Source organism: Pseudomonas sp. 22526, from assembly GCF_052044735.1.
Classification (GTDB): Bacteria; Pseudomonadota; Gammaproteobacteria; order Pseudomonadales; family Pseudomonadaceae; genus Aquipseudomonas; species Aquipseudomonas piscium.
Genome location: NZ_JBQENK010000017.1, coordinates 19,754 through 44,667, shown reverse-complemented (window position 1 = coordinate 44,667; position 24,914 = coordinate 19,754). Strand labels below are relative to the sequence as shown.

General features: G+C 63.1%; 19 protein-coding genes. 3 read left to right on the top strand and 16 right to left on the bottom strand.

The window, feature by feature from the left end:
- Positions 1-41: 41 nt before the first annotated feature.
- Positions 42-1,289, bottom strand: coding sequence for a type II and III secretion system protein family protein (locus ACTJKT_RS23260; protein ID WP_440788730.1), 1,248 nt, complete (start codon positions 1,287-1,289; stop codon positions 42-44).
- Positions 1,290-1,791: 502 nt separating this feature from the next.
- On the opposite strand from ACTJKT_RS23260, the gene nadA reads away from it, so the two are divergent.
- Positions 1,792-2,850 carry a quinolinate synthase NadA gene (gene nadA, locus ACTJKT_RS23255; protein ID WP_025805878.1) on the top strand — a complete coding sequence of 353 codons (1,059 nt, stop codon included), beginning with the start codon at positions 1,792-1,794 and terminating at the stop codon, positions 2,848-2,850.
- A 62-nt stretch (positions 2,851-2,912) separates the two neighbouring features.
- Here nadA and ACTJKT_RS23250 read toward each other — a convergent pair whose 3' ends face one another.
- The 12 genes from ACTJKT_RS23250 to arcD (ACTJKT_RS23195) form a co-directional block, all read right to left on the bottom strand.
- Positions 2,913-3,401 (bottom strand): RDD family protein, encoded by a 489-nt coding sequence (locus ACTJKT_RS23250; RefSeq protein ID WP_009050430.1) that lies wholly within the window; start codon positions 3,399-3,401, stop codon positions 2,913-2,915.
- A 97-nt stretch (positions 3,402-3,498) separates the two neighbouring features.
- Positions 3,499-3,711 (bottom strand): cold-shock protein, encoded by a 213-nt coding sequence (locus ACTJKT_RS23245; RefSeq protein ID WP_007931076.1) that lies wholly within the window; start codon positions 3,709-3,711, stop codon positions 3,499-3,501.
- 392 nt (positions 3,712-4,103) lie between these two features.
- Positions 4,104-5,228, bottom strand: coding sequence for a glycine cleavage system aminomethyltransferase GcvT (gcvT, locus tag ACTJKT_RS23240; protein ID WP_440788729.1), 1,125 nt, complete (start codon positions 5,226-5,228; stop codon positions 4,104-4,106).
- 41 nt (positions 5,229-5,269) lie between these two features.
- Positions 5,270-6,646: an L-serine ammonia-lyase gene (locus ACTJKT_RS23235; RefSeq protein WP_440788728.1), complete on the bottom strand. Its 1,377-nt coding sequence runs from the start codon at positions 6,644-6,646 to the stop codon at positions 5,270-5,272.
- A gap of 159 nt (positions 6,647-6,805) precedes the next feature.
- Positions 6,806-9,664: an aminomethyl-transferring glycine dehydrogenase gene (gene gcvP / locus ACTJKT_RS23230; RefSeq protein ID WP_440788727.1), complete on the bottom strand. Its 2,859-nt coding sequence runs from the start codon at positions 9,662-9,664 to the stop codon at positions 6,806-6,808.
- Positions 9,665-9,673: 9 nt separating this feature from the next.
- Positions 9,674-10,057, bottom strand: a complete 384-nt coding sequence (gene gcvH, locus ACTJKT_RS23225) for a glycine cleavage system protein GcvH (protein WP_053280591.1) — start codon at positions 10,055-10,057, stop codon at positions 9,674-9,676.
- 450 nt (positions 10,058-10,507) lie between these two features.
- Positions 10,508-12,016, bottom strand: a complete 1,509-nt coding sequence (locus tag ACTJKT_RS23220; RefSeq protein ID WP_440788726.1) for a sigma-54-dependent transcriptional regulator — start codon at positions 12,014-12,016, stop codon at positions 10,508-10,510.
- Positions 12,017-12,247: 231 nt separating this feature from the next.
- The gene (locus ACTJKT_RS23215; RefSeq protein ID WP_440788725.1) at positions 12,248-12,610 is read right to left on the bottom strand and encodes a DUF5064 family protein; all 363 of its coding nucleotides are present in this window, start codon (positions 12,608-12,610) and stop codon (positions 12,248-12,250) included.
- A 62-nt stretch (positions 12,611-12,672) separates the two neighbouring features.
- Positions 12,673-13,602 carry a carbamate kinase gene (arcC, locus tag ACTJKT_RS23210; RefSeq protein ID WP_025805869.1) on the bottom strand — a complete coding sequence of 310 codons (930 nt, stop codon included), beginning with the start codon at positions 13,600-13,602 and terminating at the stop codon, positions 12,673-12,675.
- Positions 13,603-13,734: 132 nt separating this feature from the next.
- Positions 13,735-14,745, bottom strand: a complete 1,011-nt coding sequence (locus ACTJKT_RS23205) for an ornithine carbamoyltransferase (protein ID WP_023966828.1) — start codon at positions 14,743-14,745, stop codon at positions 13,735-13,737.
- Between the two features lie 206 nt (positions 14,746-14,951).
- Positions 14,952-16,208: an arginine deiminase gene (arcA, locus tag ACTJKT_RS23200; RefSeq protein WP_440788724.1), complete on the bottom strand. Its 1,257-nt coding sequence runs from the start codon at positions 16,206-16,208 to the stop codon at positions 14,952-14,954.
- 36 nt (positions 16,209-16,244) lie between these two features.
- A complete protein-coding gene (gene arcD / locus ACTJKT_RS23195) occupies positions 16,245-17,672 on the bottom strand; it encodes an arginine-ornithine antiporter (RefSeq protein ID WP_440788723.1) in 1,428 nt (475 codons plus the stop codon).
- Positions 17,673-18,120: 448 nt separating this feature from the next.
- On the opposite strand from arcD (ACTJKT_RS23195), the gene arcD (ACTJKT_RS23190) reads away from it, so the two are divergent.
- Positions 18,121-19,548: an arginine-ornithine antiporter gene (arcD, locus tag ACTJKT_RS23190; protein WP_440788722.1), complete on the top strand. Its 1,428-nt coding sequence runs from the start codon at positions 18,121-18,123 to the stop codon at positions 19,546-19,548.
- On the top strand, positions 19,545-20,402 hold the full coding sequence (locus tag ACTJKT_RS23185) for a DNA-3-methyladenine glycosylase family protein (RefSeq protein WP_440788721.1): 858 nt from the start codon (positions 19,545-19,547) through the stop codon (positions 20,400-20,402). Before arcD (ACTJKT_RS23190) ends, ACTJKT_RS23185 begins: the two co-directional genes overlap by 4 nt.
- Positions 20,403-20,570: 168 nt before the next feature.
- On the opposite strand, the gene ACTJKT_RS23180 is transcribed toward ACTJKT_RS23185, so the two are convergent.
- From ACTJKT_RS23180 to ACTJKT_RS23170, 3 genes are all read right to left on the bottom strand, one after another.
- Positions 20,571-21,920 (bottom strand): CoA transferase, encoded by a 1,350-nt coding sequence (locus ACTJKT_RS23180; protein ID WP_440788720.1) that lies wholly within the window; start codon positions 21,918-21,920, stop codon positions 20,571-20,573.
- A 168-nt stretch (positions 21,921-22,088) separates the two neighbouring features.
- Positions 22,089-24,227 (bottom strand): methyl-accepting chemotaxis protein, encoded by a 2,139-nt coding sequence (locus ACTJKT_RS23175; RefSeq protein ID WP_440788719.1) that lies wholly within the window; start codon positions 24,225-24,227, stop codon positions 22,089-22,091.
- 219 nt (positions 24,228-24,446) lie between these two features.
- Positions 24,447-24,848 carry a YbaN family protein gene (locus ACTJKT_RS23170; protein WP_097305435.1) on the bottom strand — a complete coding sequence of 134 codons (402 nt, stop codon included), beginning with the start codon at positions 24,846-24,848 and terminating at the stop codon, positions 24,447-24,449.
- Positions 24,849-24,914 lie beyond the last annotated feature (66 nt).

The window sequence follows — 24,914 nt, the reverse complement described above, 5'->3', positions numbered from 1 at the left end:
ATTGAGCTTGAGCGCGGTAAGCGACGAGTCAGAACCTTGGGTCATTGCGAAAGCCCGCTGGAGGCCTGGTCATAGTTGCCGTTTTCCAGGAAGTACAGACGGAACCAGTTCGGGTCGTAGTTGCGCAGTGGCTCGCCAGGCAATACTGGCAGCTTGGCGTTGACCGCCAGCGGTTGCACCAGGTGCGGAGTGACGATCATCAGCAGTTCCTTCTCTTCGCGCCTGATCGAGGAATCACGGAAGAATGCACCCAGGATCGGAATATCTCCCAGGCCGGGGAACTTGCTTACGGCCGTGGTGTTGGTGGTGCTGATCAGGCCGCTGATCACGAAGCTCTCACCGTCGGCCAGGGAGATGCTGGTGTCGGTGCGACGCACAACCAGGGCTGGCACCGAGATATCGTTGACGGTAATCCCATTGGTGAAGTCCAGTTCGCTGACCTCCGGGGCGACCTTCAAGGAGATGCGGTCGTTTCCGACTATGGTGGGGGTCAGGGTCAGGCGAATACCGAATTCCTTGTACTGGATGGTAATGCTGTCGCTGCCGCTGCTGGGGACCGGGATCGGCACTTCGCCACCGGCCAGGAAGCTGGCGCTCTGTCCGCTCAGCGCCACCAGGCTCGGACGCGCCAGGGTGTAGGCAAACCCACTGCCTTCCAGGGCGTTGATCAGCCCCAGGACGTTACCGCCGCCAATGCCGATATTAAACATGCCATTGTTGAGCGGTATGTTCGGCCTGACGCCACCGATATTGCCGGGCGTCACCGTTGTCCCCAACGGGGCAGTGCCCGGGGAGCTGAACAGAAAGTTACCGCTCTTGCCGAAGATCGAGGTGCCGGCCTCTTTCAGCTTGGTGCGGCTGACTTCGACAAAACGGATATCGGTCTGCACCTGGCTGGCCAGAGACGGATCTTCGGAGGGGGGCAATAGCGAACTCACCATCGAATGCGGGCCTTTGCCCTGCACGAACACCATGCTCTGGCGAGGTTCCTTGTCGCATGCTGTCCAGACCATCAGGCTGGTGGCGCCGGGCGCAATGCCCGTCAGCAGGTATGAATCCCGCCCATTGAGATACACATCGGCAATTTTCGGGTCGCCCACGGCCAATCGGGTAATGGCAACGGGGGAGTGCATTATCGTCTGCTGACCCTCTCCCACTTCCACCGTCGACGGCAGTGGCGGCAATCCAGCGCAGTTATTTGATGCCGCCATGGCCATTCCGGTGGGAAGACCAGCGACAATCAATGTCCACGCCACTCTCCTGAGCACCTGTACACAATCACTGTTCATGCACTGCTTCCTTGTTTGGGCTGGGGGAAACCGCAAGGGCCGGTCAGCAGGGATCATTTCTCCGTCATCTGAACCAGAGCCCGCCAAGCTGTTGCTGCAGCCAACCAGCAGTTAGCTGTTTCTGTAACTGACGTTAGCGCAGAAAGATAAAATTGCTATGAAGTGTAAAAAAACGCTTGGTCGATCGAGGGTATTCAGCGCCAGGCCGAGGCTCGCCTGCCGGTAATGCTCAAAAATGGTGCGAGTGCGCATTGCGCGTCACTGAGCCGTTTGCGCAGAGGCGTTTCTGTAGAGGCTGCAATTTGTGGGCTTTCGTGCTCGGGCGAGCCCTGTGACACAGGTCAGAATCATCTTTTACATCAAGGGGATATTCTGTAGCCTTGCGCAGTTTCAACGCTGCACCTACCTGATGAATACTCACTCTCCCGGCGGTACCCTCAACGGGTCCGGAGCCGGGTGTATACTCGACTTTCGCGCATAAGCGCCCGCAGGTCTTGCGATCATGACGCAAATTTCCGAACGCCTTCTGGTTCAGGCCCACCTTGACGCCAAACAGCCCAAGCCGCTGACGGCTGCAGAGGAATCCCATTACCGTGCCGCGATTGCTGCCGAGCTCAAGGCTCAGGACGCGGTGCTGGTGGCTCACTTCTACTGTGACCCGGTGATTCAGGCCCTGGCCGAAGAGACCGGCGGCTGCGTGTCCGATTCCCTGGAAATGGCCCGCTTCGGTAACGCTCACCCGGCCAAGACCGTGGTGGTCGCCGGTGTCAGGTTCATGGGCGAGACGGCGAAGATCCTCAACCCCGAGAAACGGGTGCTGATGCCCACTCTGGAAGCCACCTGCTCCCTCGACCTGGGGTGCCCGGTGGAAGAGTTCTCGGCGTTCTGCGACCAGCATCCGGAACGCACCGTGGTGGTCTACGCCAACACCTCGGCAGCGGTCAAAGCCCGTGCCGACTGGGTGGTGACCTCCAGTTGCGCCCTGGAAATCGTCGAAAGCCTGATGGATAACGGCGAAACCATCATCTGGGGGCCGGACAAGCATCTGGGCACCTACATCCAGCGCCAGACCGGTGCCGACATGCTGCTGTGGGACGGTGCCTGCATCGTCCACGAAGAGTTCAAGTCCAAGCAGCTGGAGGACATGAAGGCGCTTTATCCCGATGCGGCCATTCTGGTCCACCCGGAATCGCCGACCTCGGTGATCGAGTTGGCCGATGCGGTGGGCTCCACCAGCCAGCTGATTGCCGCCGCGCAACGTTTGCCGAACAAGACGCTGATCGTGGCGACCGACCGCGGCATCTTCTACAAGATGCAGCAGCTGTGCCCGGACAAGGTGTTTATCGAGGCGCCAACGGCCGGTAACGGCGCGGCTTGCCGCAGCTGCGCCCATTGCCCGTGGATGGCCATGAACACCCTGGAGCGCACCTTGCAGAGCCTGCGTGAGGGCAGCAACGAGATATTCGTCGACCCGGCGCTGATTCCCCAGGCCATTCGTCCGCTCAAGCGCATGCTGGATTTCACCCAGGCCGCGCGGATGAAGCTGGCGGGCAATGCCTGATCGCCTTCGACAAGCGCACAGAAAAACGCCCCGACATTCGGGGCGTTTTTGTCTGTGGCGGATTATTTTTTCTGCTTGGGAATGCGCACTATCTGGCTGGAAGAGTAGATGTCGTGCCAGCTGCGCTTCTGCTTGTCGACCAGGACCCAGATGAAACCCAGCCCGGCGCACAGCCAGGAAGCGATCGAGACCATGAAGCGCAGGAGGGCCTGCCACAGGCTGATGCTGCTGCCGTCGGCGTTCTGCACGCGAATGCCCCAGACCTGCATGCCCAGAGTCTGGCCGGAATGGGTCCAGAACTTGGCGAAGAAGGCGAACAGTACGAACAGCAGGACGGTGGAGTAGAGGGGATCGCCGTCCAGGGCGCCGGATTCGGTCAGGGTGCGCATCCGGGTTTCACCGAGGATCTGCAGCTGGATGAACTTGTAGATGCCACCCGTGACGATCAGCAGTGCGGTGCACAGCAGGAAATCGTAGAACATCGCTGCCAGACGACGGCCCAGGCCAGCGGCGGGAAAATCGCCCTGGGGGGTTAGCAGGTGCTTTGGCATCACAGGCCTCTCGATCGAAAAAAGAAGCCATTTTACGGAATTGCGCGCACAAAAAAGCCCCTGATGTCAGCATCAGGGGCTTTTTCGTTACAGACGATCAGCCTTCGGCTTGAACTTCGTCAGCCTGCATGCCTTTTTGGCCCTGCACAGCGATGAAGGTCACTTTCTGGCCTTCTTTCAGGCTCTTGAAGCCGTTGCCCTGAATAGCGCGGAAATGCACGAACAGATCCGGACCGCTTTCTGGAGTGATAAAACCAAAACCTTTCTCGTCGTTAAACCACTTGACGGTACCGCTCTGACGTTGGGACATTTCTTATTTCCTTTGACGCTAAAAAATTAATGACAGTCTCTTCCTCATGAAAGAGTACTGGGCTGGGTTGCAGGAAAGTAAGAGACGTCGAACGGGTTGTAGCAAACTTGTTGGCTACTGCCCAGGTCACGATTCCAAGCGACCCATGCAAACACAGTGGGGAAACTCTACGCCAACTATGGGAGAAAAAACAAGCCCTGCGAAGCCCCGGTTTTCCTCAGCTTGGCAGCTGTTGCCGGAACTAGGCGTCTGGGCTTATTCGATAGAGTTGTTCAATTGTTTTCAACTGTTATAAGGCAAGTTCAATATCGAAAATATGCACTATTTTATGGCGGTTGCGTTACAGATTAGTGCACTTTTAACGCAACCGCGTTACTTATAGAAACAGTCGATCAACCGCGATAGTAGCGTTGTGCAACGAATGGCATTTTGCTTACAAGCATTGACACCTTTTTCCCACGAACAATTGCCCAAACTGGCGTATCGAGTGCGACATAGGCGCTATCGATGTAACCCATGGCCAACGGACCGCCCAGGGTCGGACCAAAACCGCCACTGCAAACGCTACCGATCACCTCGCCCGCTTCGTTGACGATTTCCGCACCTTCACGCACCGGTGTGCGTTCCTGGGGCAGCAGGCCCACGCGCTTGCGCTGCACGCCATTGAGCTGCTGGACGAACACCTGTTCCGCGCCCGGGAAGCCGCCGGCCCGCGCGCCATCGGCACGACGTGGCTTGGAGATGGCCCACAGCAGGCTGGCTTCGATCGGTGTGGTCTGGCTGTTCATGTCATGGCCATACAGGCACAGGCCGGCTTCCAGGCGCAGCGAATCCCGGGCGCCGAGGCCGATGGCGGCCACTTCCGGCTCGGCCAGCAGGGCGCGGGCCAGGGTTTCGGCGTCGGCCGCCGGTACCGAGATTTCGAAACCGTCTTCGCCGGTGTAGCCCGAACGGCTGACAAAGCAGTCCACGCCCAGCAGCTTCACGCGGGTGAATTGCATGAAGGTCATTTTCGCCACTTCTGGCGCCAGGCGCGCCAGCACGGTGACGGCCGCCGGGCCTTGCAGGGCGAGCAGGGCACGCTCCTCGAACAGCGGCTCGATGCCGCACGCCTGGCCAATGTGCTGGCGCAGATGGGCCAGGTCCTGGTCCTTGCAGGCGGCGTTGACCACCAGAAACAGCTCGTCGTTGCCCAGGTTGGCGACCATCAGGTCGTCGAGGATGCCGCCATTTTCGTTGGTGAACATGGCATAGCGCTGCATGCCCACGGGCAGGTCGATGATGTCCACCGGCACCAGGGTTTCCAGGGCCTGGGCGGCATTGGCGCCGGTCAGGCGGATCTGGCCCATGTGCGAGACGTCGAACAGGCCGGCCTGCTCGCGGGTGTGCTGGTGTTCTTTCATCACGCCCAGCGGGTATTGCACAGGCATGTCGTAACCGGCGAACGGCACCATGCGCGCGCCGAGTTCGAGGTGCAGCGAATGCAGCGGGGTCTTCAACAGTATTTCGGTGGACATGTTCAGCTCCTGGATAAACGTGAGATGCGTGTGTGCCTGCATCAGCACTCGATGATGTTGACTGCCAAACCGCCGCGGGCGGTTTCCTTGTATTTGCTTTTCATGTCGGCGCCGGTCTGGCGCATGGTGCGGATGACCTTGTCGAGGGAGACGAAATGCTGTCCGTCGCCACGCAAGGCCATGCGCACGGCGTTGATCGCCTTGACCGAACCCATGGCGTTGCGCTCGATGCAGGGCACCTGCACCAGGCCGCCGATCGGGTCGCAGGTCAGGCCGAGGTTGTGTTCCATGCCGATCTCGGCGGCGTTTTCCACTTGTTGCACGGTACCGCCGAGCACTTCGCACAGCCCGCCGGCCGCCATCGAGCAGGCCACGCCGACCTCGCCCTGGCAGCCGACTTCGGCACCGGAGATGGAGGCGTTTTCCTTGTAGAGAATGCCGATGGCGGCGGCGGTCAGCAGGAAACGCACCACCCCGTCTTCGTTGGCGCCGGGGATGAAGCGCATGTAGTAGTGCAGCACCGCCGGGATGATGCCGGCGGCGCCATTGGTGGGCGCAGTGACGACGCGCCCGCCGTTGGCGTTTTCTTCGTTGACCGCCAGGGCGTACAGGTTGACCCAGTCCAGCACCGACAAGGAATCGCGCAAGGCCGCCTCGGGGTGCTTGCACAGCTGGCGGTGGAGGGCGGCCGCACGGCGCTTGACCTTCAGGCCGCCAGGCAGGATCCCTTCGTTGCGACAGCCGGCATCCACGCAGTCCTGCATCACTTGCCAGATCTTCAGCAGGCCAGCGCGGGTTTCCGCTTCCGGTCGCCAGGCGCTTTCGTTGGTCAGCATCACCTGGCTGATGGACAGGCCATAGGTGGTGCAGTGACCGAGCAAGTCCTTGGCGCTCTTGAAGGGGAAGGTCAGCTTGGTGGTGTCTTCGACGATGCGGTCGGCTCCCGCGGCATCCTCGTCGACCACGAAGCCGCCGCCCACCGAGTAGTACTCGCGGCTGCGGATCTGCAACCCGGCGGCATCGAAGGCACGGAAGATCATGCCGTTGGGGTGGTAGGCCAGGGGTTTGCGGATCATGGCCAGGTGTTCTTTCTCGTTGAACGCGATGACGTGTTCGCCGAGCAGGGTCAAGCGTCCGCTGCTGCGTATTTCCTGCAGGCGCGCGGCAATGTTTTCGGTATTCACGGTATCCGGGTGTTCACCTTCCAGGCCCAGGAGCACAGCCTTGTCGCTGCCGTGGCCCTTGCCGGTGGCGCCGAGCGAGCCGTACAGCTCGACCTTGACGCAGGTGGTGGCGCCCAGCAGTCCGTCACGCCGCAGGCCTTCGACGAAGCGCGCGGCCGCGCGCATCGGGCCAACGGTGTGGGAGCTGGAGGGGCCGATGCCAATCTTGAACAGGTCGAACACGCTCAAGGACATGTTGGTTCTCCGGTTTCTTATTGTGTTGATCGGCACGCACGGGGGAAGCGGGTGTTGCAGTCCGGTCTAGCCGGTATTCGTCGCCAGCCGCCTCGCTCCTACAGGTATACGCAGAAACCCTGGGAGCGAGGCTGGCCCGCGATGGACGGTGATGTCGTCTTACGCGTCCTGATAACTTTCGATCGACGGGCAGGCGCACACCAGGTTGCGATCGCCGAACACGTTGTCGACGCGACCGACCGGAGGCCAGTACTTGCCGTCGATCAGCGAGGCCACCGGGTACACCGCCTGTTCACGGCTGTAGGGGTGCGACCACTCGCCAACGATTTCCGCCGCGGTGTGCGGGGCGTTCTTCAGCGGGTTGTCGTCCTTGTCCAGGCCGCCGTTTTCCACCGCGCGGATTTCTTCGCGGATGCGGATCATGGCGTCGCAGAAGCGGTCCAGTTCTTCCTTGGATTCGCTTTCGGTCGGCTCGATCATCAGGGTGCCGGCTACCGGGAACGACATGGTCGGGGCGTGGAAACCGAAGTCGATCAGGCGCTTGGCCACGTCATCGACGCTGATGCCGCTGCTGTCCTTGAGCGGGCGCAGGTCGAGGATGCACTCGTGGGCCACCAGGCCATTGCTGCCGGTGTAGAGCACCGGGTAGTGCTCTTCCAGGCGACGGGAGATGTAGTTGGCATTGAGGATCGCCAGCTGCGAGGCACGTTTGAGGCCTTCGCCGCCCATCATGCGGATGTACATCCAGGTGATCGGCAGGATACTCGCGCTGCCGAACGGCGCGGCGCAGACCGCGCCTTCCTTGCGTTCCATGGCTGCGTGGCCCGGCAGGAACGGCGCCAGGTGCGACTTGACGCCGATCGGGCCGACGCCCGGGCCGCCACCGCCGTGGGGGATGCAGAAGGTCTTGTGCAGGTTCAGGTGCGACACGTCGCCGCCGAACTTGCCCGGGGCGCAGAGGCCGACCATGGCGTTCATGTTGGCGCCGTCGATGTACACTTGGCCGCCGTTGTCATGGATGATGCCGCAGATTTCGCGGATGCCTTCCTCGAACACGCCGTGGGTCGAGGGGTAGGTGATCATCAGCGCGGCGAGGTGCTCGCGGTGCTCGATGGCCTTGGCCCGCAGGTCTTCGATATCGACGTTGCCGCGGGCGTCGCAGGCGGTGACCACCACGCGCATGCCGGCCATGTTGGCGGTGGCCGGGTTGGTGCCGTGGGCGGACGAAGGGATCAGGCAGATGTCGCGACGGTCGTCGCCACGGCTCTGGTGATAGGCACGAATGGCCAAGAGGCCTGCGTATTCACCCTGGGAGCCGGCGTTCGGCTGCAGGGACACCGCGTCGTAGCCGGTGGCGGCGCAGAGCATGGCTTCCAGTTCGGACGTCAGTTGCTGGTAGCCGGCGCTTTGCTCGGCCGGGGCGAACGGGTGCAGGGCACCGAATTCGGCCCAGGTGACCGGGATCATTTCGCTGGCGGCGTTGAGCTTCATGGTGCACGAGCCCAGCGGGATCATGGTGCGGTCCAGGGCCAGGTCCTTGTCCGCCAGCTTGCGCAGGTAGCGCATCAGCTCGGTTTCCGAGTGATAGCGGTTGAACACCGGGTGGCTGAGGATCGCCGACTGACGCACCAGCGGCGCCGGGATACGGCTCTGTACCGTGGTAGCCAGCGCGGCGAAGTCCGGCAGGGCCTGACCGTCGGCCAGCAGGCTCCACAGCGCTTGTACATCGGCCTGGCCGGTGGTTTCGTCGAGGGACAGACCCAGGCGCTCGGCGTCAATCACCCGCAGGTTGATGCGCTGGGCGCGGGCCTTGTCGTGCAGCGCCGAGGTGCGGGCGCCGGTGTGCAGGGTCAGGGTGTCGAAGAAGCTTTCCTGCTCGACCTTGATCCCCAGTTTGCTCAGGCCCTGGGCCAGGATCGCGGTCAGCTGGTGGATGCGCCGGGCAATCCGGGCCAGGCCTTTGGGGCCGTGGTACACGGCGTACATGCTGGCGATGTTGGCCAACAGCACCTGGGCGGTGCAGATGTTGCTGGTGGCTTTCTCGCGACGGATATGTTGCTCGCGGGTCTGCATGGCCAGGCGCAGTGCCGGCTTGCCGAAACGGTCCACGGACACCCCGACCAGACGGCCTGGCATGTCGCGCTTGAACGCGTCCTTGGTGGAGAAGTACGCCGCATGCGGGCCACCGAAGCCCAGCGGCACGCCGAAGCGTTGGGCGCTGCCGATGGCCACGTCGGCGCCGAACTCACCCGGCGGGGTCAGCAGGGTCAGCGCCAGCAGGTCGGCGGCGACCGCCACCAGGGCGTTGGCGGCGTGGAAGCGCTCGGTCAGCTCGCGGTAGTCGAACAGGTCGCCGTTGCTCGCCGGGTATTGCAGCAGGGCGCCGAAGAACGGGCTGACGTCGGTCAGCTTGCGCTCGTCGCCGACCACCACGTCGATGCCCAGCGGCTCGGCACGGGTGCGCAGCACGTCGAGGGTCTGCGGGTGGCAATGGCTGGAGGCGAAGAAGGCGTGGCTGCCCTTGTTCTTGCTCAGGCGCTTGCAGAAGGTCATGGCTTCGGCGGCGGCGGTGGCTTCGTCGAGCAGGGAGGCGTTGGCGATCGGCAGGCCGGTGAGGTCGCTGATCAGGGTCTGGAAGTTCAGCAGCGCTTCCAGGCGGCCCTGGGAGATTTCTGGCTGGTACGGGGTGTAGGCGGTGTACCAGGCCGGGTTTTCCAGGAGGTTGCGCAGGATCGGCGACGGCGTGTGGCAGTTGTAGTAGCCCTGGCCGATGTAGGTCTTGAACAGCTGGTTCTTGGCGGCGATGGCCTTGATCGAGGCCAGGGCGTCGGCTTCGCTCTGCCCGGCGGGCAGGTCGAGGACGCTGGTGCCCTTGATGCTGTCGGGGATCACGCTGGCGCTCAAGGCTTCCAGGGAGTCGAAGCCCAGGCTGTTGAGCATGGCTTGCTCGTCGCCTTGGCGCGGGCCGATATGGCGCGCGATGAATTCGTTGGCGGTGCTCAGGTTAACTTGAGTCATGGCGGCTCCTCAGGCGTCGGCGTTGGCTTTGATCAGGCGGTCGTAGGCGTCCTGATCCAGCAGTTGGCCGACAGCGGCGGCGTCCGCGGGAATGAAACGGAAGAACCAGCCGTCGCCCAGCGGGTCTTCGTTGACCAGCTCCGGGCTTGCCTCCAGGGCCGGGTTGGTTTCCACCACTTCCCCGTCCAGGGGCATGTACACGCCGCTGGCGGCTTTTACCGATTCCACGGTGGCGGCTTCAGCGCCTTTGTCGTAGGCCTGCAGTTCCGGCAATTGCACGAACACCACATCGCCCAGGGCGTTTTGCGCGAAAGCCGTGATGCCGACGGTAACGCTGCCATCGGCTTCGGTACGCAGCCATTCGTGATCTTCAGTAAAACGCAACTCGCTCATGGAAACTCCTCAAGGGGCCAGATTCGTCTGGTGGACGCGATTGAATGCTCGTGCAGGGCCGAGCTGAATGGATAAGCCCTTAGCAAAAATGCGGCCAATGTTTTTTAGTTGTTATAAATCAATGATTTATGTGTTTTTCATGGCGAGCGGAAACTGACAGCTGTAGCGAAATCGCTACAGCTGGAGGGCCAGGGAAAAGCCTATGGGGATCAAAGCCTTGCGTAGCGCTGATTACAACCGACTGTAGCGATATCGTTCCGCTGTAGCGCTTTCAGTACAGGTAGAGGTCGCTTTTCGCACTGTTTCTCTGTAGGAGCGAAGCTTGCTCGCGATGAACCTGAGGGCGCTGCGCAGGCTCCAGGCACTGCGGCGCCGTTGAGATTTTTCGCGAGCAAGAACTGGGCGTCCCCCTTGCTCCTACAGAAGCAAGAAGCAGAAGCTACGGCAGGCTCAGGGCTTGTTGGGGATGCCGTATTTGCGCAGGCGATGGGCGATGGCGGTGTGGGAGGTCTGCAGGCGGCTGGCCAGTTGGCGGGTCGAGGGGTAGTTGACGTAGAGGCTTTCCAGCAGCGCCTTCTCGAACTCCTCGACGGCCTGTTCCAGGCTCTCGACTTCGGTGTCGTTCTGGCGCGCCACTGAGGTGCCGGCGATATCCAGGTCGCCGATGTCCACCAGGCTGCTTTCGCAGATCGCCGCCGCGCGGAAGATCACGTTCTGCAGCTGGCGCACGTTGCCGGGCCAGCGGTTGCCCAGCAGCGCCGGATAGGTGCCGGGCGCCAGGCGGCAGACCGGGCGCTGGATCTGCGCGCAGGCCTGCTGCATGAAGTAGCGCGCCAGCAACAGAATGTCCTGGCCGCGCTCGCGCAGGGGCGGCACTTCCACATTCAGCACGTTGAGGCGATAGAACAGGTCTTCGCGAAAACTGCCCTCGGCGACCATCTTTTCCAGGTCGCGGTGGGTGGCGCTGAGGATCCGCACATTGACCTTGATCTCACGGTCGCCGCCGACCCGGCGAAAGCTGCCGTCGTTGAGAAAACGCAGCAGCTTGGCCTGCAAATAGGGCGACATTTCGCCGATTTCGTCGAGAAACACCGTGCCCTGGTTAGCCAGCTCCATCAGCCCCGGCTTGCCGCCGCGCTGGGCGCCGGTGAAGGCGCCGGGGGCGTAGCCGAACAGCTCGCTTTCGGCGAGGTTTTCCGGCAAGGCGGCGCAGTTCAGCGCGAGAAACGGCGCGCCGTGCCGTGCACTGATGGCGTGGCAGGCCCGCGCCACCAGTTCCTTGCCGGTACCGGTTTCGCCCTGGATCAGCAGCGGCGCATCCAGCGCGGCGACACGCTGGGCGCGGGCCTTGAGGGTGCGGATGGCCGGGGAGTCGCCGAGCAGGGCATCGAAGCCTTCGGCATGGTCGTGGTGCAGGGCCGACAGGCGCTCGCCGATGCGATTGGGTTGATACAGGGTCAGCAGCGCGCCGGCATCGGTGATCGGCGTGGCGTCCAGCAGCAGGGTCTGGCCGTTGAGGGTGATTTCCCGCAGAGGCAGGCGAAAACCCTGTTCCAGCAGGGTTTCCAGCAGCGCCGGGTCGTCGAACAGCTCGGCCACGCTTTCCCCGGCCGGTTCGCGGCCATAGAGGGCGATCAGCGCCGGGTTGGCCAGCAGTACCTTGCCGGCGCTGTCCAGGGCCAGCACCGGGTCGGTCATCGCCGCCAGCAGGGCATCGAGCTGCAAGTGTCGGCGCTGGCCAGGCAAGATATCGACCACCGTCACCGCCTGCACGCCGCGTACGCTGAACAGCGCGTCGCGCAGCTCTTCCAGCACTTGTGGGCTGAGGGTCGGGGCGTCGATGTAGACGTTGGGCGGCACCATCTCCACCGCATCCAGGTTGAGGTTGCGCCCACCGAGCAGGGCCAGGACTTCCTGGGTGATACCGACGCGGTCGATAAAGCTGACGTGGATGCGCATGGGGCGATCAAGGGTTCTGGAAAACGGAGGGTGGCAAGTATGCCTTGGCGGACGCCATTGGTGAAATTCGCCGTAGGGTCCGCAGGGGGCTTCTGTAGGAGCGAAGCTTGCTCGCGATGAACTCGAAGACGCCGCGGCATATCAGGCTACCCGCGTCATCCTTGACGACCATCGCGGGCAAGCCTCGCTCCTACAAAGCGGGTAGGGAAGCCCGCGATCCACGGGCTGGGGTTATTCGAAATGTTCGGGTTTTACCGGATCCCCGGACTTCATGTTCAACTGCACCCGCACGTCCTCGAACATCGCGTCGTAGTGCTTGTGCACCGAACCTATGCTGCTCATTGCCTTGGGAATCCCATACTTCTCGGCGATTTTCGTCACGTTGCTGGCGAAGTTGTACGCCTGATCCTTGGGCAGGAAGAAGGGTTCATCGACCGCTTTGCCCTGGATCGTTCCATGCATCTTGAACTGCATCCCTTTGCCTTCCTTGGGATCTTGCGCGACCTCGTAGTCGATGCAGATGTTGTAGCTGACATCGTCCTTGTTCAGCGCGTGTCGTTCGATGTGCAAATGACCGGGTTCGAACTGGGCCATGGTTCTCTCCTTTCAAGGCATGGGAGAGGGGGCAGGCCTGGAGCCTGCCCCCTGGGTTTCTCTTATCGGTAGGTGATGCCCGGCTGGGCCGTGCTGATGCGCGTGCCGGCCTGGCCCTGGACGATCGCTTCGATGTCCGAGAGTGAACCGATCACCGCGACTTTTCCAGTATGGCGGGCGAACTCGCAGGCCGCCTGGACCTTTGGTCCCATGGAGCCGGCGGCGAAGCCGAGTTTTTCCATTTCGTCCGGGTGGGCCTGGGCGATGGCTTTCTGCGAGGGCTTGCCCCAGTCGATAAAGGCCGCGTTGACGTCGGTGGCGATCACCAGCAGATCGGCTTCCAGCTGTTCGGCCAGCAGCGCCGAGCACAGGTCCTTGTCGATCACCGCCTCGATGCCCCTGAGCTTGCCGTCCTCACCGTACATGGTGGGGATGCCGCCACCGCCGGCGCAGATCACGATGCTGCTCTTTTCCAGCAGCCATTTGATCGGGCGGATTTCAAAGATGCGCTTGGGTTTCGGGCTGGCCACCACGCGGCGGTACTTGTCGCCATCGGGGGCGATGGCCCAGCCTTTTTCCTTGGCCAGTTTTTGCGCTTCGTCCTTGCTGTAGACCGGGCCGATGGGCTTGGTCGGGTTCTGGAACGCCGGGTCCTTGGCGTCGACCTCGACCTGGGTCAGCAGGGTGGCGAAGGGCACTTCGAAGTCCAGCAGGTTGCCCAGTTCCTGTTCGATGATGTAGCCGATCATGCCTTCGGTTTCGGCGCCGAGCACGTCCAGCGGGTAAGGCGACACCGAGGTATAGGCCGCCGCCTGCAGCGACAGCAGGCCGACCTGCGGACCATTGCCGTGGGCGATCACCAGTTGGTTGCCGGGATGGATCTTGGCGATTTGTTCGGTGGCGATCCGGATATTGGCGCGTTGATTGTCCGCGGTCATGGGTTCACCACGGCGGAGCAGGGCGTTGCCGCCCAATGCGACGACGATACGCATAATGCATTCCTTCCAGAATTCGGTGATCCGGTGGGTGCGCGGCTTGCCGGCGATTGTCGGGTGTCAGGTTTGACGCCATCGCGGGCAAGCCTCGCTCCTACAGGTCCCGGGAGATTGTCCCGGGCGTCGGGGTTACAGGTCGGCCAGGGTCGAGACCAGGATCGCCTTGATGGTGTGCATGCGGTTTTCCGCTTGCTCGAAGGCGATGCAGGCCGGCGACTCGAACACGTCGTCGGTCACTTCGATGCCGTTGGCCAGGTTCGGATACTGCTCGGCGATCTGCTTGCCGACCTTGGTATCGCTGTTGTGGAACGCCGGCAGGCAGTGCATGAACTTGGTCCGTGGGTTGCCGGTGGCCTTCATCAGCTCGGCGTTGACCTGGTACGGCAGCAGTTGCTGGATACGTTCGGCCCAGGCTTCCACTGGCTCGCCCATCGATACCCAGACGTCGGTGTGGATGAAGTCGACGCCCTTGACCGCGGCTTTCGGGTCTTCGGTCAGGGTGATGCGGGCGCCGCTTTCTTCCGCATATTTCTTGCAGCGGCTGACCAGGTCGTCATGGGGCCACAGGGCCTTTGGCGCGCAGATGCGCACGTCCATGCCGAGCTTGGCGCCCACCAGCAGCAGCGAGTTGCCCATGTTGTTGCGGGCGTCGCCCAGGTAGGCGTAGCTGATGTCATGGATCGGCTTGTCGGCGTGCTCACGCATGGTCAGCACGTCGGCGATCATCTGGGTCGGGTGGTATTCGTCGGTCAGGCCGTTGAACACCGGCACCCCGGCGAACTTCGCCAGTTCTTCGACGATTTCCTGCTTGAAGCCGCGGTACTCGATGGCGTCGTACATGCGCCCGAGCACCCGGGCGGTGTCCTTCATGCTTTCCTTGTGGCCGATCTGCGATGAGTTCGGGTCGATGTAGGTGACGTTGGCGCCCTGGTCATAGGCGGCGACCTCGAAGGCGCAGCGGGTACGGGTCGAGGTTTTCTCGAAGATCAGGGCGATGTTGTTGCCCTTGAGGTGCTGCTGCTCGGTGCCGGTGTACTTGGCGCGCTTGAGGTCGCGGGACAGGTCGAGCAGGTAGCGCAGTTCGCGCGCGGTGTGGTGCTCGAGGCTCAGCAGGTTACGGTTGTGGATGTTGAAAGCCATGATGGATCTCCTTTCCCGACACTGTGAAAGCTACTGCGGGCTGTTCACCTTCGGCGTTACGCTCGAAATACTGCGTTAAAAACAGGCTCGGAATGCTCATTTACAACCAGTAGAGTCGAGTGCGACTCCAACCGTTCCTCGCCTGTTTTTGCCTTGTCTTTCCTGCGCTCGCTACGCTTTCACAGCGTCGGGTAGTGGTTAATTAATTAGTAATCGATCGGGTCGCGCACGATCGGGCAGGTCATGCAGTGGCCGCCGCCACGGCCGCGGCCGAGTTCGCCGGCGCTGATGGTGATCACTTCCACGCCGGCCTTGCGCAGCAGGGTGTTGGTGTAGGTGTTGCGGTCATAGCCGATGACCACGCCCGGTTCCAGGGCCACCACGTTGTTGCCGTCGTCCCACTGTTCGCGTTCGGCGGCGAAGCTGTTGCCGCCGGTCTCCACCACGCGCAGTTGCTTGAGGTTCAGGGACTCGGCCACCACCTCGATGAACGATTTATTCTCCCGTCGCACGTCCATGCCATAGGGCTTGCTGGTGTCGGGACGGATGACGAATGGCACGATTTCCTTGACCACTTCCGGGAAGACCGTGACCAGGTCGCGGTCGCAGAAGCTGAACACGGTGTCCAGGTGCATCGCTGCGCGGGATTTCGGCAGGCCGGCCACCACCACTTTTTCCACCGCGCCCTTGGCGAACAGGGATTGTGCAAGCTGGCCGATGGCCTGGCGCGAGGTCCGCTCGCCCATGCCGATCAGCACCACGCCATTGCCGATCGGCATGACGTCGCCGCCCTCGAGGGTGGCCTGGCCGTGATCCTTGTCCGGGTCGCCGTACCAGACCTCGAAGTCGGCGTTGGCGAACTCGGGGTGGAATTTGTAGATGGCGCTGGCCAGCAGGGTTTCCTGGCGCCGGGCCGGCCAGTACATCGGGTTGAGCGTCACGCCGCCGTAGATCCAGCAGGTGGTGTCGCGGGTGAACTGGGTGTTGGGCAGCGGCGGCAGCAGGAAGCTGGAGTGGCCCAGGTAGTCGCGGTACATCTTGATCACGCTGGCGCCTTCGCTGTCCGGCAGGTCCTCGCCGGCCACGCCGCCGATCAGGAACTCGGCCAGCTTGCGTGGCTCCAGGCCTTCGAGCCAGCTGCGCACTTCGTTGGTCAGGCCGACACCGACGGTGTCGGGGGTGATCTTGCGATCCAGGATCCACTTCAGGGCTTCGGGGTTCTGCACCGTATCGGTCAGCAGGTTGTGCATTTCCAGGACTTCGATCCCACGCTCGCGCATTTTGGTGACGAAGTCGAAATGGTCGCGCTTGGCCTGGTTGACCCAGATCACATCATCGAACAGCAGTTCATCGCAGTTGTTCGGGGTCAGCCGCTGATGGGCCAGGCCTGGGGAGCAAACCATGACTTTGCGCAGTTTGCCGGCTTCGGAATGAACGCCGTACTTAACTTTTTCCGTGGTCATTACAGTGATCCTCCAGAGGTAGAAACAATCGTGCCGTTACAGGGTCAGGAAGCCGTCGTAGAGCCCGTAGGCGGCCAACAGGGCGCCTATGACCACTGCGGCGAAAATCAGCTTCTCGACGTTGGTGAAAATCGGTTTGCCCAGCTCCAGCTTGGCCTTGGCGAACAGGATCGCGCCGGGGGCGTAGAGCAGGGCGGAGAGCAGCAGGTACTTGACCCCGCCGGCGTACAGCAGCCAGACCGCGTAGAGCAGGGCGATGACCCCGATCAACAGGTCTTTCTTGCGTTCGGCCAGGGCCGCTTCGTAGGTTTCGTTGCGCACCGCCAGCAGCACCGCATAGGCCGCCGACCACAGGTAGGGCACCAGGATCATCGAGGTGGCGAGGTAGATCAGCGACAGATAGGTACTGGCCGAGAACAGGGTGATCACCAGGAAGATCTGCACCATGGCGTTGGTCAGCCACAGGGCATTGACCGGCACGTGGTTGGCGTTCTCCTTGCGCAGGAACTCCGGCATGGTGTGGTCCTTGGCCGCGGCGAACATGATCTCCGCGCACAGCAGCACCCACGACAGCAGCGCCCCCAGCAGCGAGATGATCAGGCCGACGCTGATCAGCACTGCGCCCCAGTGGCCGACCACATGCTCCAGCACCGCCGCCATCGAGGGGTTCTGCAGCTTCGCCAGTTCCGGCTGGGTCATGATGCCCAGCGACAGCACGTTCACCAGCACCAGGAACAGCAGCACGGTGATGAAACCGATCACGGTGGCCTTGCCCACGTCCGAGCGTTTTTCCGCGCGGGAGGAGAAGATGCTCGCGCCTTCAATGCCGATGAACACCCAGACGGTGACCAGCATCATGTTGCGCACCTGGTTCATCACGCTGCCCAGGTCGGGGTTCTTCACGCCCCAGATGTCCGCGGTGAAGATGTCCAGCTTGAAGGCGAACAGGGCGATCAGCACGAACAGCAGCAGCGGCACCACCTTGGCGACCGTGGTCACCAGGTTGATGAAGGCCGCTTCCTTGATCCCGCGCAGCACCAGGAAATGCACGGCCCACAGCAGGACCGAGGCGCCGATCACCGCGGCCGGCGTGTTGCCCTCGCCGAAGATCGGGAAGAAATAGCCCAGGGTGCTGAACAGCAACACGAAGTAGCCGACGTTGCCCAGCCAGGCGCTGATCCAGTAGCCCCAGGCCGAAGAAAAGCCCATGTAGTCGCCGAAACCGGCCTTGGCATAGGCGTAGACACCGCCGTCCAGATCAGGCTTGCGGTTGGCCAGGGTCTGGAACACGAAGGCCAGCGTCAACATACCGACAGCGGTAATAGCCCAACCAATAAGAACAGCGCCTACATCGGCACTTGCCGCCATGTTTTGTGGCAAGGAAAAGATCCCGCCGCCAATCATCGAGCCGACTACCAACGCGACTAACGCACCAAGTCGTAGTTTTCCGGGAGTGTCAGACATTGCGTGACTCCATTGCAGGAGAAGAGAGACGTCAGAGTAGATCTGCGCGTAATAAAAACAGCTGACTTAGATCAGGTCATCGCTACATTCCATTGTGAATGAATGACTTAAGCAGTCTTTGCGGTAGTCGGCAGGAGGCCTGAAAGCAGTGTTTCAGAAGGCCTGGAAGGCAAGGTGGCAGGGCTTCTTGTTAACGCCAAGTTGAAACTAGTCTGCTTTTAAGAATGTGCAACTAGTAAAAAAGTTATAAGGGGGCTGGCCGGCTGATGGCATTTAGTCTTTATGAAAAATAAAACTCACGACTATTCAATATGTTCTGATCGGCGTCATGTCGATGAGGCGGAAAAAGATGAATTATTGACTCTTTTAGTTCGTTGCCAGCGTGTGGAAGTAATTTATTTGCATATAGTTTGGTTGTCGGACAATTGGACCGCACGCAGAGGTAGGCATGTCACAAACCACACAAAAACTGCGACTCGGCGCCCTGATTGCCCTGGTGGTGGGTTCGATGATTGGCGGCGGGATCTTTTCCTTGCCGCAGAACATGGCGGCCCGGGCCGACGCAGGGGCGATCCTCATCGGTTGGGCGATCACCGCCGTGGGCATGTTGACCCTGGCCTTCGTGTTCCAGACCCTGGCCAACCGCAAGCCCGAGCTCGATTCGGGGGTGTACGCCTACGCCAAGGCCGGCTTCGGCGACTACATGGGCTTCTCGTCCGCCTGGGGCTACTGGATCAGTGCCTGGCTGGGCAACGTCGGCTACTTCGTGTTGCTGTTCAGCACCCTGGGTTATTTCTTCCCGGTGTTTGGCCAGGGCAATACCCCGGTGGCCATCGCCTGCGCCTCGGTCTTGCTGTGGGCGGTGCATTTCCTGGTGCTGCGCGGGATCAAGGAAGCAGCCTTCATCAACCTGCTGACCACCGTGGCCAAGATCGTGCCGCTGGTGATGTTCATCGTGATCGCCGCGGTAGCGTTCAAGGCGGACATTTTCACCCGCGACATCTGGGGCCGCGGAAACCCGAACTTCGGCGGGGTGATGGACCAGGTGCGCAACATGATGCTGGTCACGGTCTTTGTGTTCATCGGTATCGAAGGCGCCAGCGTCTATTCGGCCCGGGCCGAGAAGCGCGCGGATGTCGGTCGGGCCACGGTGATCGGTTTTATCGGCGTGCTGGCCCTGTTGGTGCTGGTCAACGTGTTGTCCCTGGGGATCATGAGCCAGCCGGAGCTGGCGACCTTGCAGAACCCGTCGCTGGCGGCGGTGCTGGAGCACATCGTCGGTCCCTGGGGTGCGTTGCTGATCAGCGTCGGCCTGGCGGTTTCCCTGCTCGGTGCCTTGCTGTCCTGGGCGCTGCTGTGCGCCGAGATCCTGTTCGCCACGGCCCGCGACCGGACCATGCCGGCCTTCCTGAAGAAGGAAAACGCCAACCACGTACCGGTCAACGCCCTGTGGCTGACCAACAGCATGATCCAGGTGTTCCTGCTGATCACCCTGTTCTCCGCCGGGACCTACACCAGCCTGATCTACCTTGCCTCGTCGATGATCCTGGTGCCTTACCTGTGGTCGGCGGCCTATGCGGTGCTGCTCAGCGGCCGCGGCGAAACCTACGAGCAGGCCTCGGCCGAGCGCATGAAAGACCTGTGCATCGGTGGCGTGGCCTTGTGTTACGCGGTCTGGTTGTTGTACGCCGGTGGGGTCAAGTACCTGTTGCTGTCGGCCCTGCTGTATGCCCCCGGGGTGATCCTGTTCGCCAAGGCCAAGCGCGAGCAGGGCGAGCCGTTGTTCACTGGCATCGAGAAGGGCATTTTCGCCTGCGTGGTCGTCGGGGCCAGCCTGGCCGCCTATGGCCTGTACAGCGGTGTGCTGTCGCTGTGAGGCTGGCTTACCAGGCGCCTTATGACTGGCCGGCGATGCTGGCCTTTCTCCGGGCGCGGGCCATCGCCGGGTTGGAGACCGTCAGCGGCGACTGCTACTCGCGCAGCATCAGCCTCGATGGCATGCACGGCTGGTTCAGCGTGGTGCCGGGTGACAGCGACGCGCTAGCCCTGACCCTGCACTTTCCCGACCCGCAAGCCCAGGCGCAGATCGTTGCGCGCATCCGCCGCCTGCTGGACCTGGACACCGACCTGGCGCCGATCCACCGGCACCTGTCCGCCGACCCGCTGATGGCCCGCCTGATCGCCTCGCGGCCGGGGCTGCGGGTACCCGGCGCCTGGGACGGTTTCGAACTGGCGGTGCGCGCGGTGCTGGGGCAACAGATTACGGTGACAGCGGCCATCCGCCTGGCGGGCAAGCTGGTGGCGCAGTATGGCCAGCCTCTGTGCTGCGTGGGGGCGCCAGCGGGGTTGAGCCATGTGTTCCCTGAGCCGGGGCGAATGGCCGGCGCCGACCTGGCGAGCCTGGGCATGCCGCGCAGCCGGGGGCGAACCCTGTCCGGCGTGGCTCAGGCGCTGCTCGACGATCCGCAGCTGTTTGCCCCCAAGGCCAGCCTCGAACACAGCCTGTCCGCCTTGCGGGCGCTATGGGGTGTCGGCGACTGGACCGCGCACTACGTGGCCCTGCGCCAGTTCCGCGAGGCGGATGCCTTTCCCGCGGCGGACGTGGGCTTGCTCAATGCCCTGGCGGCGCTCGAAGGCGCGCCGGTCAGTGCCAGCCAGCTGCTGGCCCGCGCCGAGGCCTGGCGGCCCTGGCGCGGTTATGCGGCGCAGCATCTGTGGACGGCCCTGTAATCTCCAAATCCCCTGTAGCCGCTGCCGAGCTTGCGAGGCTGCGATCGAGGACGCAGTCCTCGTCAGCGGCATAGAGGAAGTAACGCATGGCCTGTTTTACGGCCGCTGCGCGGCCGATCGCAGCCTCGCAGGCTCGGCAGCGGCTACAGGGCTACGAGGCTACGAGCATTACCATTTCGGCCGATGGGCGCCCAGGTCGCTGGCGGGGTAGGCCCATTGCAGGGGCGTGCCGCTGATCTGCAAGGGCACTTGCAGGCGATAGGCCGGGCCCCAGGAGGTCTGCTCCACCAGCAATCCCTGATCGTCCTGGTCTTCGGCACGCAAGGCGGGCTCGGCGCTGCCATGGGAGTGCTCGATCAACAGCTTGGCGGTGCGCGCCAGCGACAGTCGCGTGCTGCCGACGGCCCCGGTTTGCAGCTGTTGGGTCAAAAGGCGGATCGCCGCGGCGGCCATCAGGTAGCCGGTGGCGTGGTCCAGGGCCTGCACCGGCAGCGGTACCGGTTTATCGGCCTGCTGCCAGCGCTGGCCGGCCTCGGCAATGCCGCTGCTCATCTGCACCAGGCTGTCGAAGCCACGGCGGTTCTGCCAGGGGCCGCTCCAGCCATAGGCATTCAGGCACACGTCGATCAGCCCCGGGGCGAGGCGCTGACGCTCGGCCGCACTGTAGCCGAGGCGTTCCAGGGCATCGGCGCGGTAGCCGTGCAACAGCAGGTCGGCTTCGCTCAGCAGGCCTTCGAAGACCTGGCGATCGGCGGCGTCGTGCAGGTTCAGCCGGGCGCAGCGTTTGCCCAGGGTGACTTCCGGGACCACGCCGGGTTCGTTCCACTCCGGCGGGTCGATGCGCAGCACGTCGGCGCCCAGCCCGGCCAGAAAGCGGCTGGCAATGGGGCCGGCCAGCACCCGGGTCAGGTCCAGCACCTTGATCCCGGCCAGGGGGCGTGACAGCGATCCGCGCCAGGGCTGCGCGGTGTTTGCACCTTGCTTCACGTAATGCACCAGGGGCTCGGCATTTACGGCCTGCCCCTGGGGATGGGCTTGCCAGTCGGCCCAGCTGCGCATCTCGGCGGCGCAGCCGCCTGCCTCGACCACCGCCTGTTCCAGATCGCTCTTGTCCCACTGCGCAACCTTGGCGGCCATGGCCGGGCGATCCGCGACCCGGCCGAGTACCTGTTCGGCTGCCTGGCGATGATGGGGCGCGTTGGTGTGCAGGCGAATCCAGCCGTCCCGGGTGGCGTAGTCGCCGGCGACCGGGTCCCACAGCGGCGGCACGCTCCAACCGAGCGGACGCAGTGAGGTGGCGAACCAGAAGGAGGCCAGGCGTCGGTCGACGCTCAGGGTGGGCTGGCGCCCGGTCTGGCTGAACAGCAGCCCGGCCGCCGCCTGGCCGGCCGCGGCGATGCTGGCGCTGGCCAGTTCGGTCACGGCGAAGGCCGAGGGCAGGGCGCCGCTCGAGGTCAAGGCAATCGGGGTAAGAGGCAAGCCAAGCGCGGCTTGAACAGACGACAGCACATCGGTCATTGCAGGCCCTCCGCAAGAGAGGGGCCAGCATAGATCAAAAAAGTGAAGCGCCGCAGCCCCGTGACGGAGCAAGGGCTACCTGTAGGAGCGAAGCTTGCTCGCGATGCTTGTCAACGATGACGCGCACNTGGTTCATCGCGAGCAAGCTTCGCTCCTACAGGGGCAAGGTCAAACGCGGAACTGATCCATCAGCTTCATCTGCTGGGTGGTCAGGGCGTTGAGCTGGCTGCTGACCTGGGCCGATTCGGTGGCCTGTTCGGTGAGGGATTCGGTCACGCTGCGGATCGCCGAGACGTTGCGGTTGACCTCTTCGGCCACCGCGCTCTGCTGTTCGGCGGCGCTGGCGATCTGCAGGTTCATGTCGCTGATCACCGTGACCGCATCGCTGATCTTGCCCAGGGCCTGCACCGCCTGCTGGATCTGCCCGGCGTTGCTCTGGGCCTGGGCCTGGCTCGAATGCATGGTCGCCACCACGCCCCGGGTGCCGCTCTGGATGCGCTCGATCACCAGGCGAATCTCTTCCACCGAATCCTGGGTGCGCTTGGCCAGGTTGCGCACCTCGTCGGCGACCACCGCGAAGCCGCGGCCGCTTTCCCCGGCGCGCGCCGCTTCGATGGCGGCGTTGAGGGCCAGCAGGTTGGTCTGTTCGGCGATGCTGCGGATCACTTCCAGCACCGAGCCGATCTGTTCGCTGTTGACCGCCAGGGCCTCGACCTCGACCACCGCCTTGCTCACTTCCTCGGCCAGGATGCTGATGTCGCGGGTGCTGCGTTCGATGATGGTCATGCCGTCCTTGGCCGACTGGTCGGCGCCACGGGCGGCATTGGCGGCGTTCGAGGCACTGTTGGCGACGTCGTGGGCGGTGGCGCTCATTTCGTTGGAGGCGGTGGCCACCTGGTCGATTTCGCGGAACTGCACCTGCATGCCTTCGCTGGTCTGGCGGGCGATCTCCGAGGACTGGTCGGCGGTGCCGCGGGCGTCGGTGATGCTCTGCTTGATCTGCGCGATGGTCGGTTGCAGCTTGTCGAGGAAGCGGTTGAACCAGCCCACCAGCTCGCCCAGTTCGTCTTGTTTGCTGTACTTCAGGCGCTGGGTCAGGTCGCCGTCGCCGCTGGCGATTTCCTTGAGCATCTGCGCGACGCTGTTGATCGGCCGGGTCACGCCGGAGGCGGTCAGCCAGATCAGCAGCAGGCCGATCACGCCGGCGACCGCCGCCACCAGCACGGACACCAGGGTGCCCTGGGCCTGGGCGTCGTCGAGCACGCTCTGGAGTTTCACGGTGTCGGCCAGCAGCACCTGCTCCGGCAGGTCGATCACCACGCCCCAGGGACGGGCGTCGGCGATCGGGCTGACCGGATACACGGCGCGGATCAGGTCGCCCTGCTTGAGGATTTTCGGGGTGTTGCCGGTCAGCAGTTGCAGGACATCCTTGCCTTCGGCGCCCAGGGTATCGGCGATGCCCTTGCCGACCTTGGCCGCATCGTTGCTGTAGGCGGCGAGGATGCCGCTGCCGGCCACAATCAGCATGTGTCCGGCATCCTCGAACAGTCCGCGCTGGGAGTCGGCGGCCGCGGCCTGCAGGGCATCCAGGGCGATGTCCACGCCGACTACGCCTATGACTTTGCCGTCGACGATCAGCGGCAGGGAAATGGTGGTCATCAGCATCAGCTTGCCGCCCACGGTGTCGGCGTAGGGGTCGAGCAGGCAGGTGCGTTTGCTGTCGCGCGGGCAGGTGTACCAGCTGTTGTAGGGGGTGCCGCTGACGCTCAGGGTGGTCTTGTTCATGTCCTCTTCGACCATCACCGTGTTCAGCCCGGTGCCGCCGGCACGGCTCCAGTAACTGGCGAAGCGCCCGGCTTCGTTGGAGGCATGGCCGGCGTCGTTGGCGAACTCGCTGTCCTTGCCGTCGAGGGCGTTGGGCTCATAGGCGAGCCAGATGCCCAGCACCTTGGTGTTGCGTTCGAAGGCGGTTTTCAGGCTGTGGTTGAGTTCTTCGCGCAGCGTCGCGGCGTCCAGCGAACGCTTACCGGCCATGGCCCGCAGGTCGTTGATCTGGTCGGCCAGGGCGGTGATCACCAGCAGGCTTTCGCCAAAGGTTTTCTGCACCCGCACCGCCTGCTCGGCAGCCCGGGCCTGCAGCAGGTTCTGCACGCTGTCGGTGAGCATTCGCGAACTGGAGCTGCTGACCAGCTGATCGTTCTGGTTGGTCTGGTAGATGTTCATCCCGACGATCAGGCCCACCACGCCGAGCAGGCAGAGTCCGGACAACAGCACGATTTTCAGGCGGATGGACAGAGAGTCGAACATGGGGCGATCTCGCGAATGGACTGGTGGTGAGCGGTGAGTCGGCTGACTCCGGTCGCCAAGTCCATTCAGCGCCATGCCCGGAACATCGGCTTGGCCGGCATTTGCCTGAGAAAAAGCCGACGAGCGGTCATGGGTTTGACATAAACAGAAAGGAGGGAGGTTTCGCTGGAGGGAGTGTCGCGAGCAACCGAGCGTCGACCGGCTGCTCTTGCAGAGGAATCAGGAGGCCTGGGCCAGAGCCTCCGGGCGCGACCAGATCCACAGGTTGCCCAGGCCCATGCCGGCCAGCGCCAGGTACATGGTCCAGTGATGGGTGAGCAGGCTCAGCATCAGGCCGGCGCACAGCAGCATGCTGAGGGTGGCGCTGATCTTGGCCCGGCGGCTGATGATCCGGCCGTTGCGCCAGTTGCTCAGGATGGGGCCGAACAGGCGGTGGTTTTCCATCCAGGCGCTCAGGCGTGGCGAGCTTTTGGTCGCGGCCCAGGCGGCGAGGAGCACGAATTCGGTGGTCGGCAGGCCGGGGACGACGATGGCGATCAGGCCGATGGCCAGGCTGACGTAAGCCAGGCAACCGAAGAACAGGCGGGAGGCTTTGGACGGGGATCGGGTTGTGCCGGTCATGGGTTCGATGATGAGGTGACGAGCATGGGGCTCAATCCACAAGGGGTGGGGGTAAAGGCTATCGCG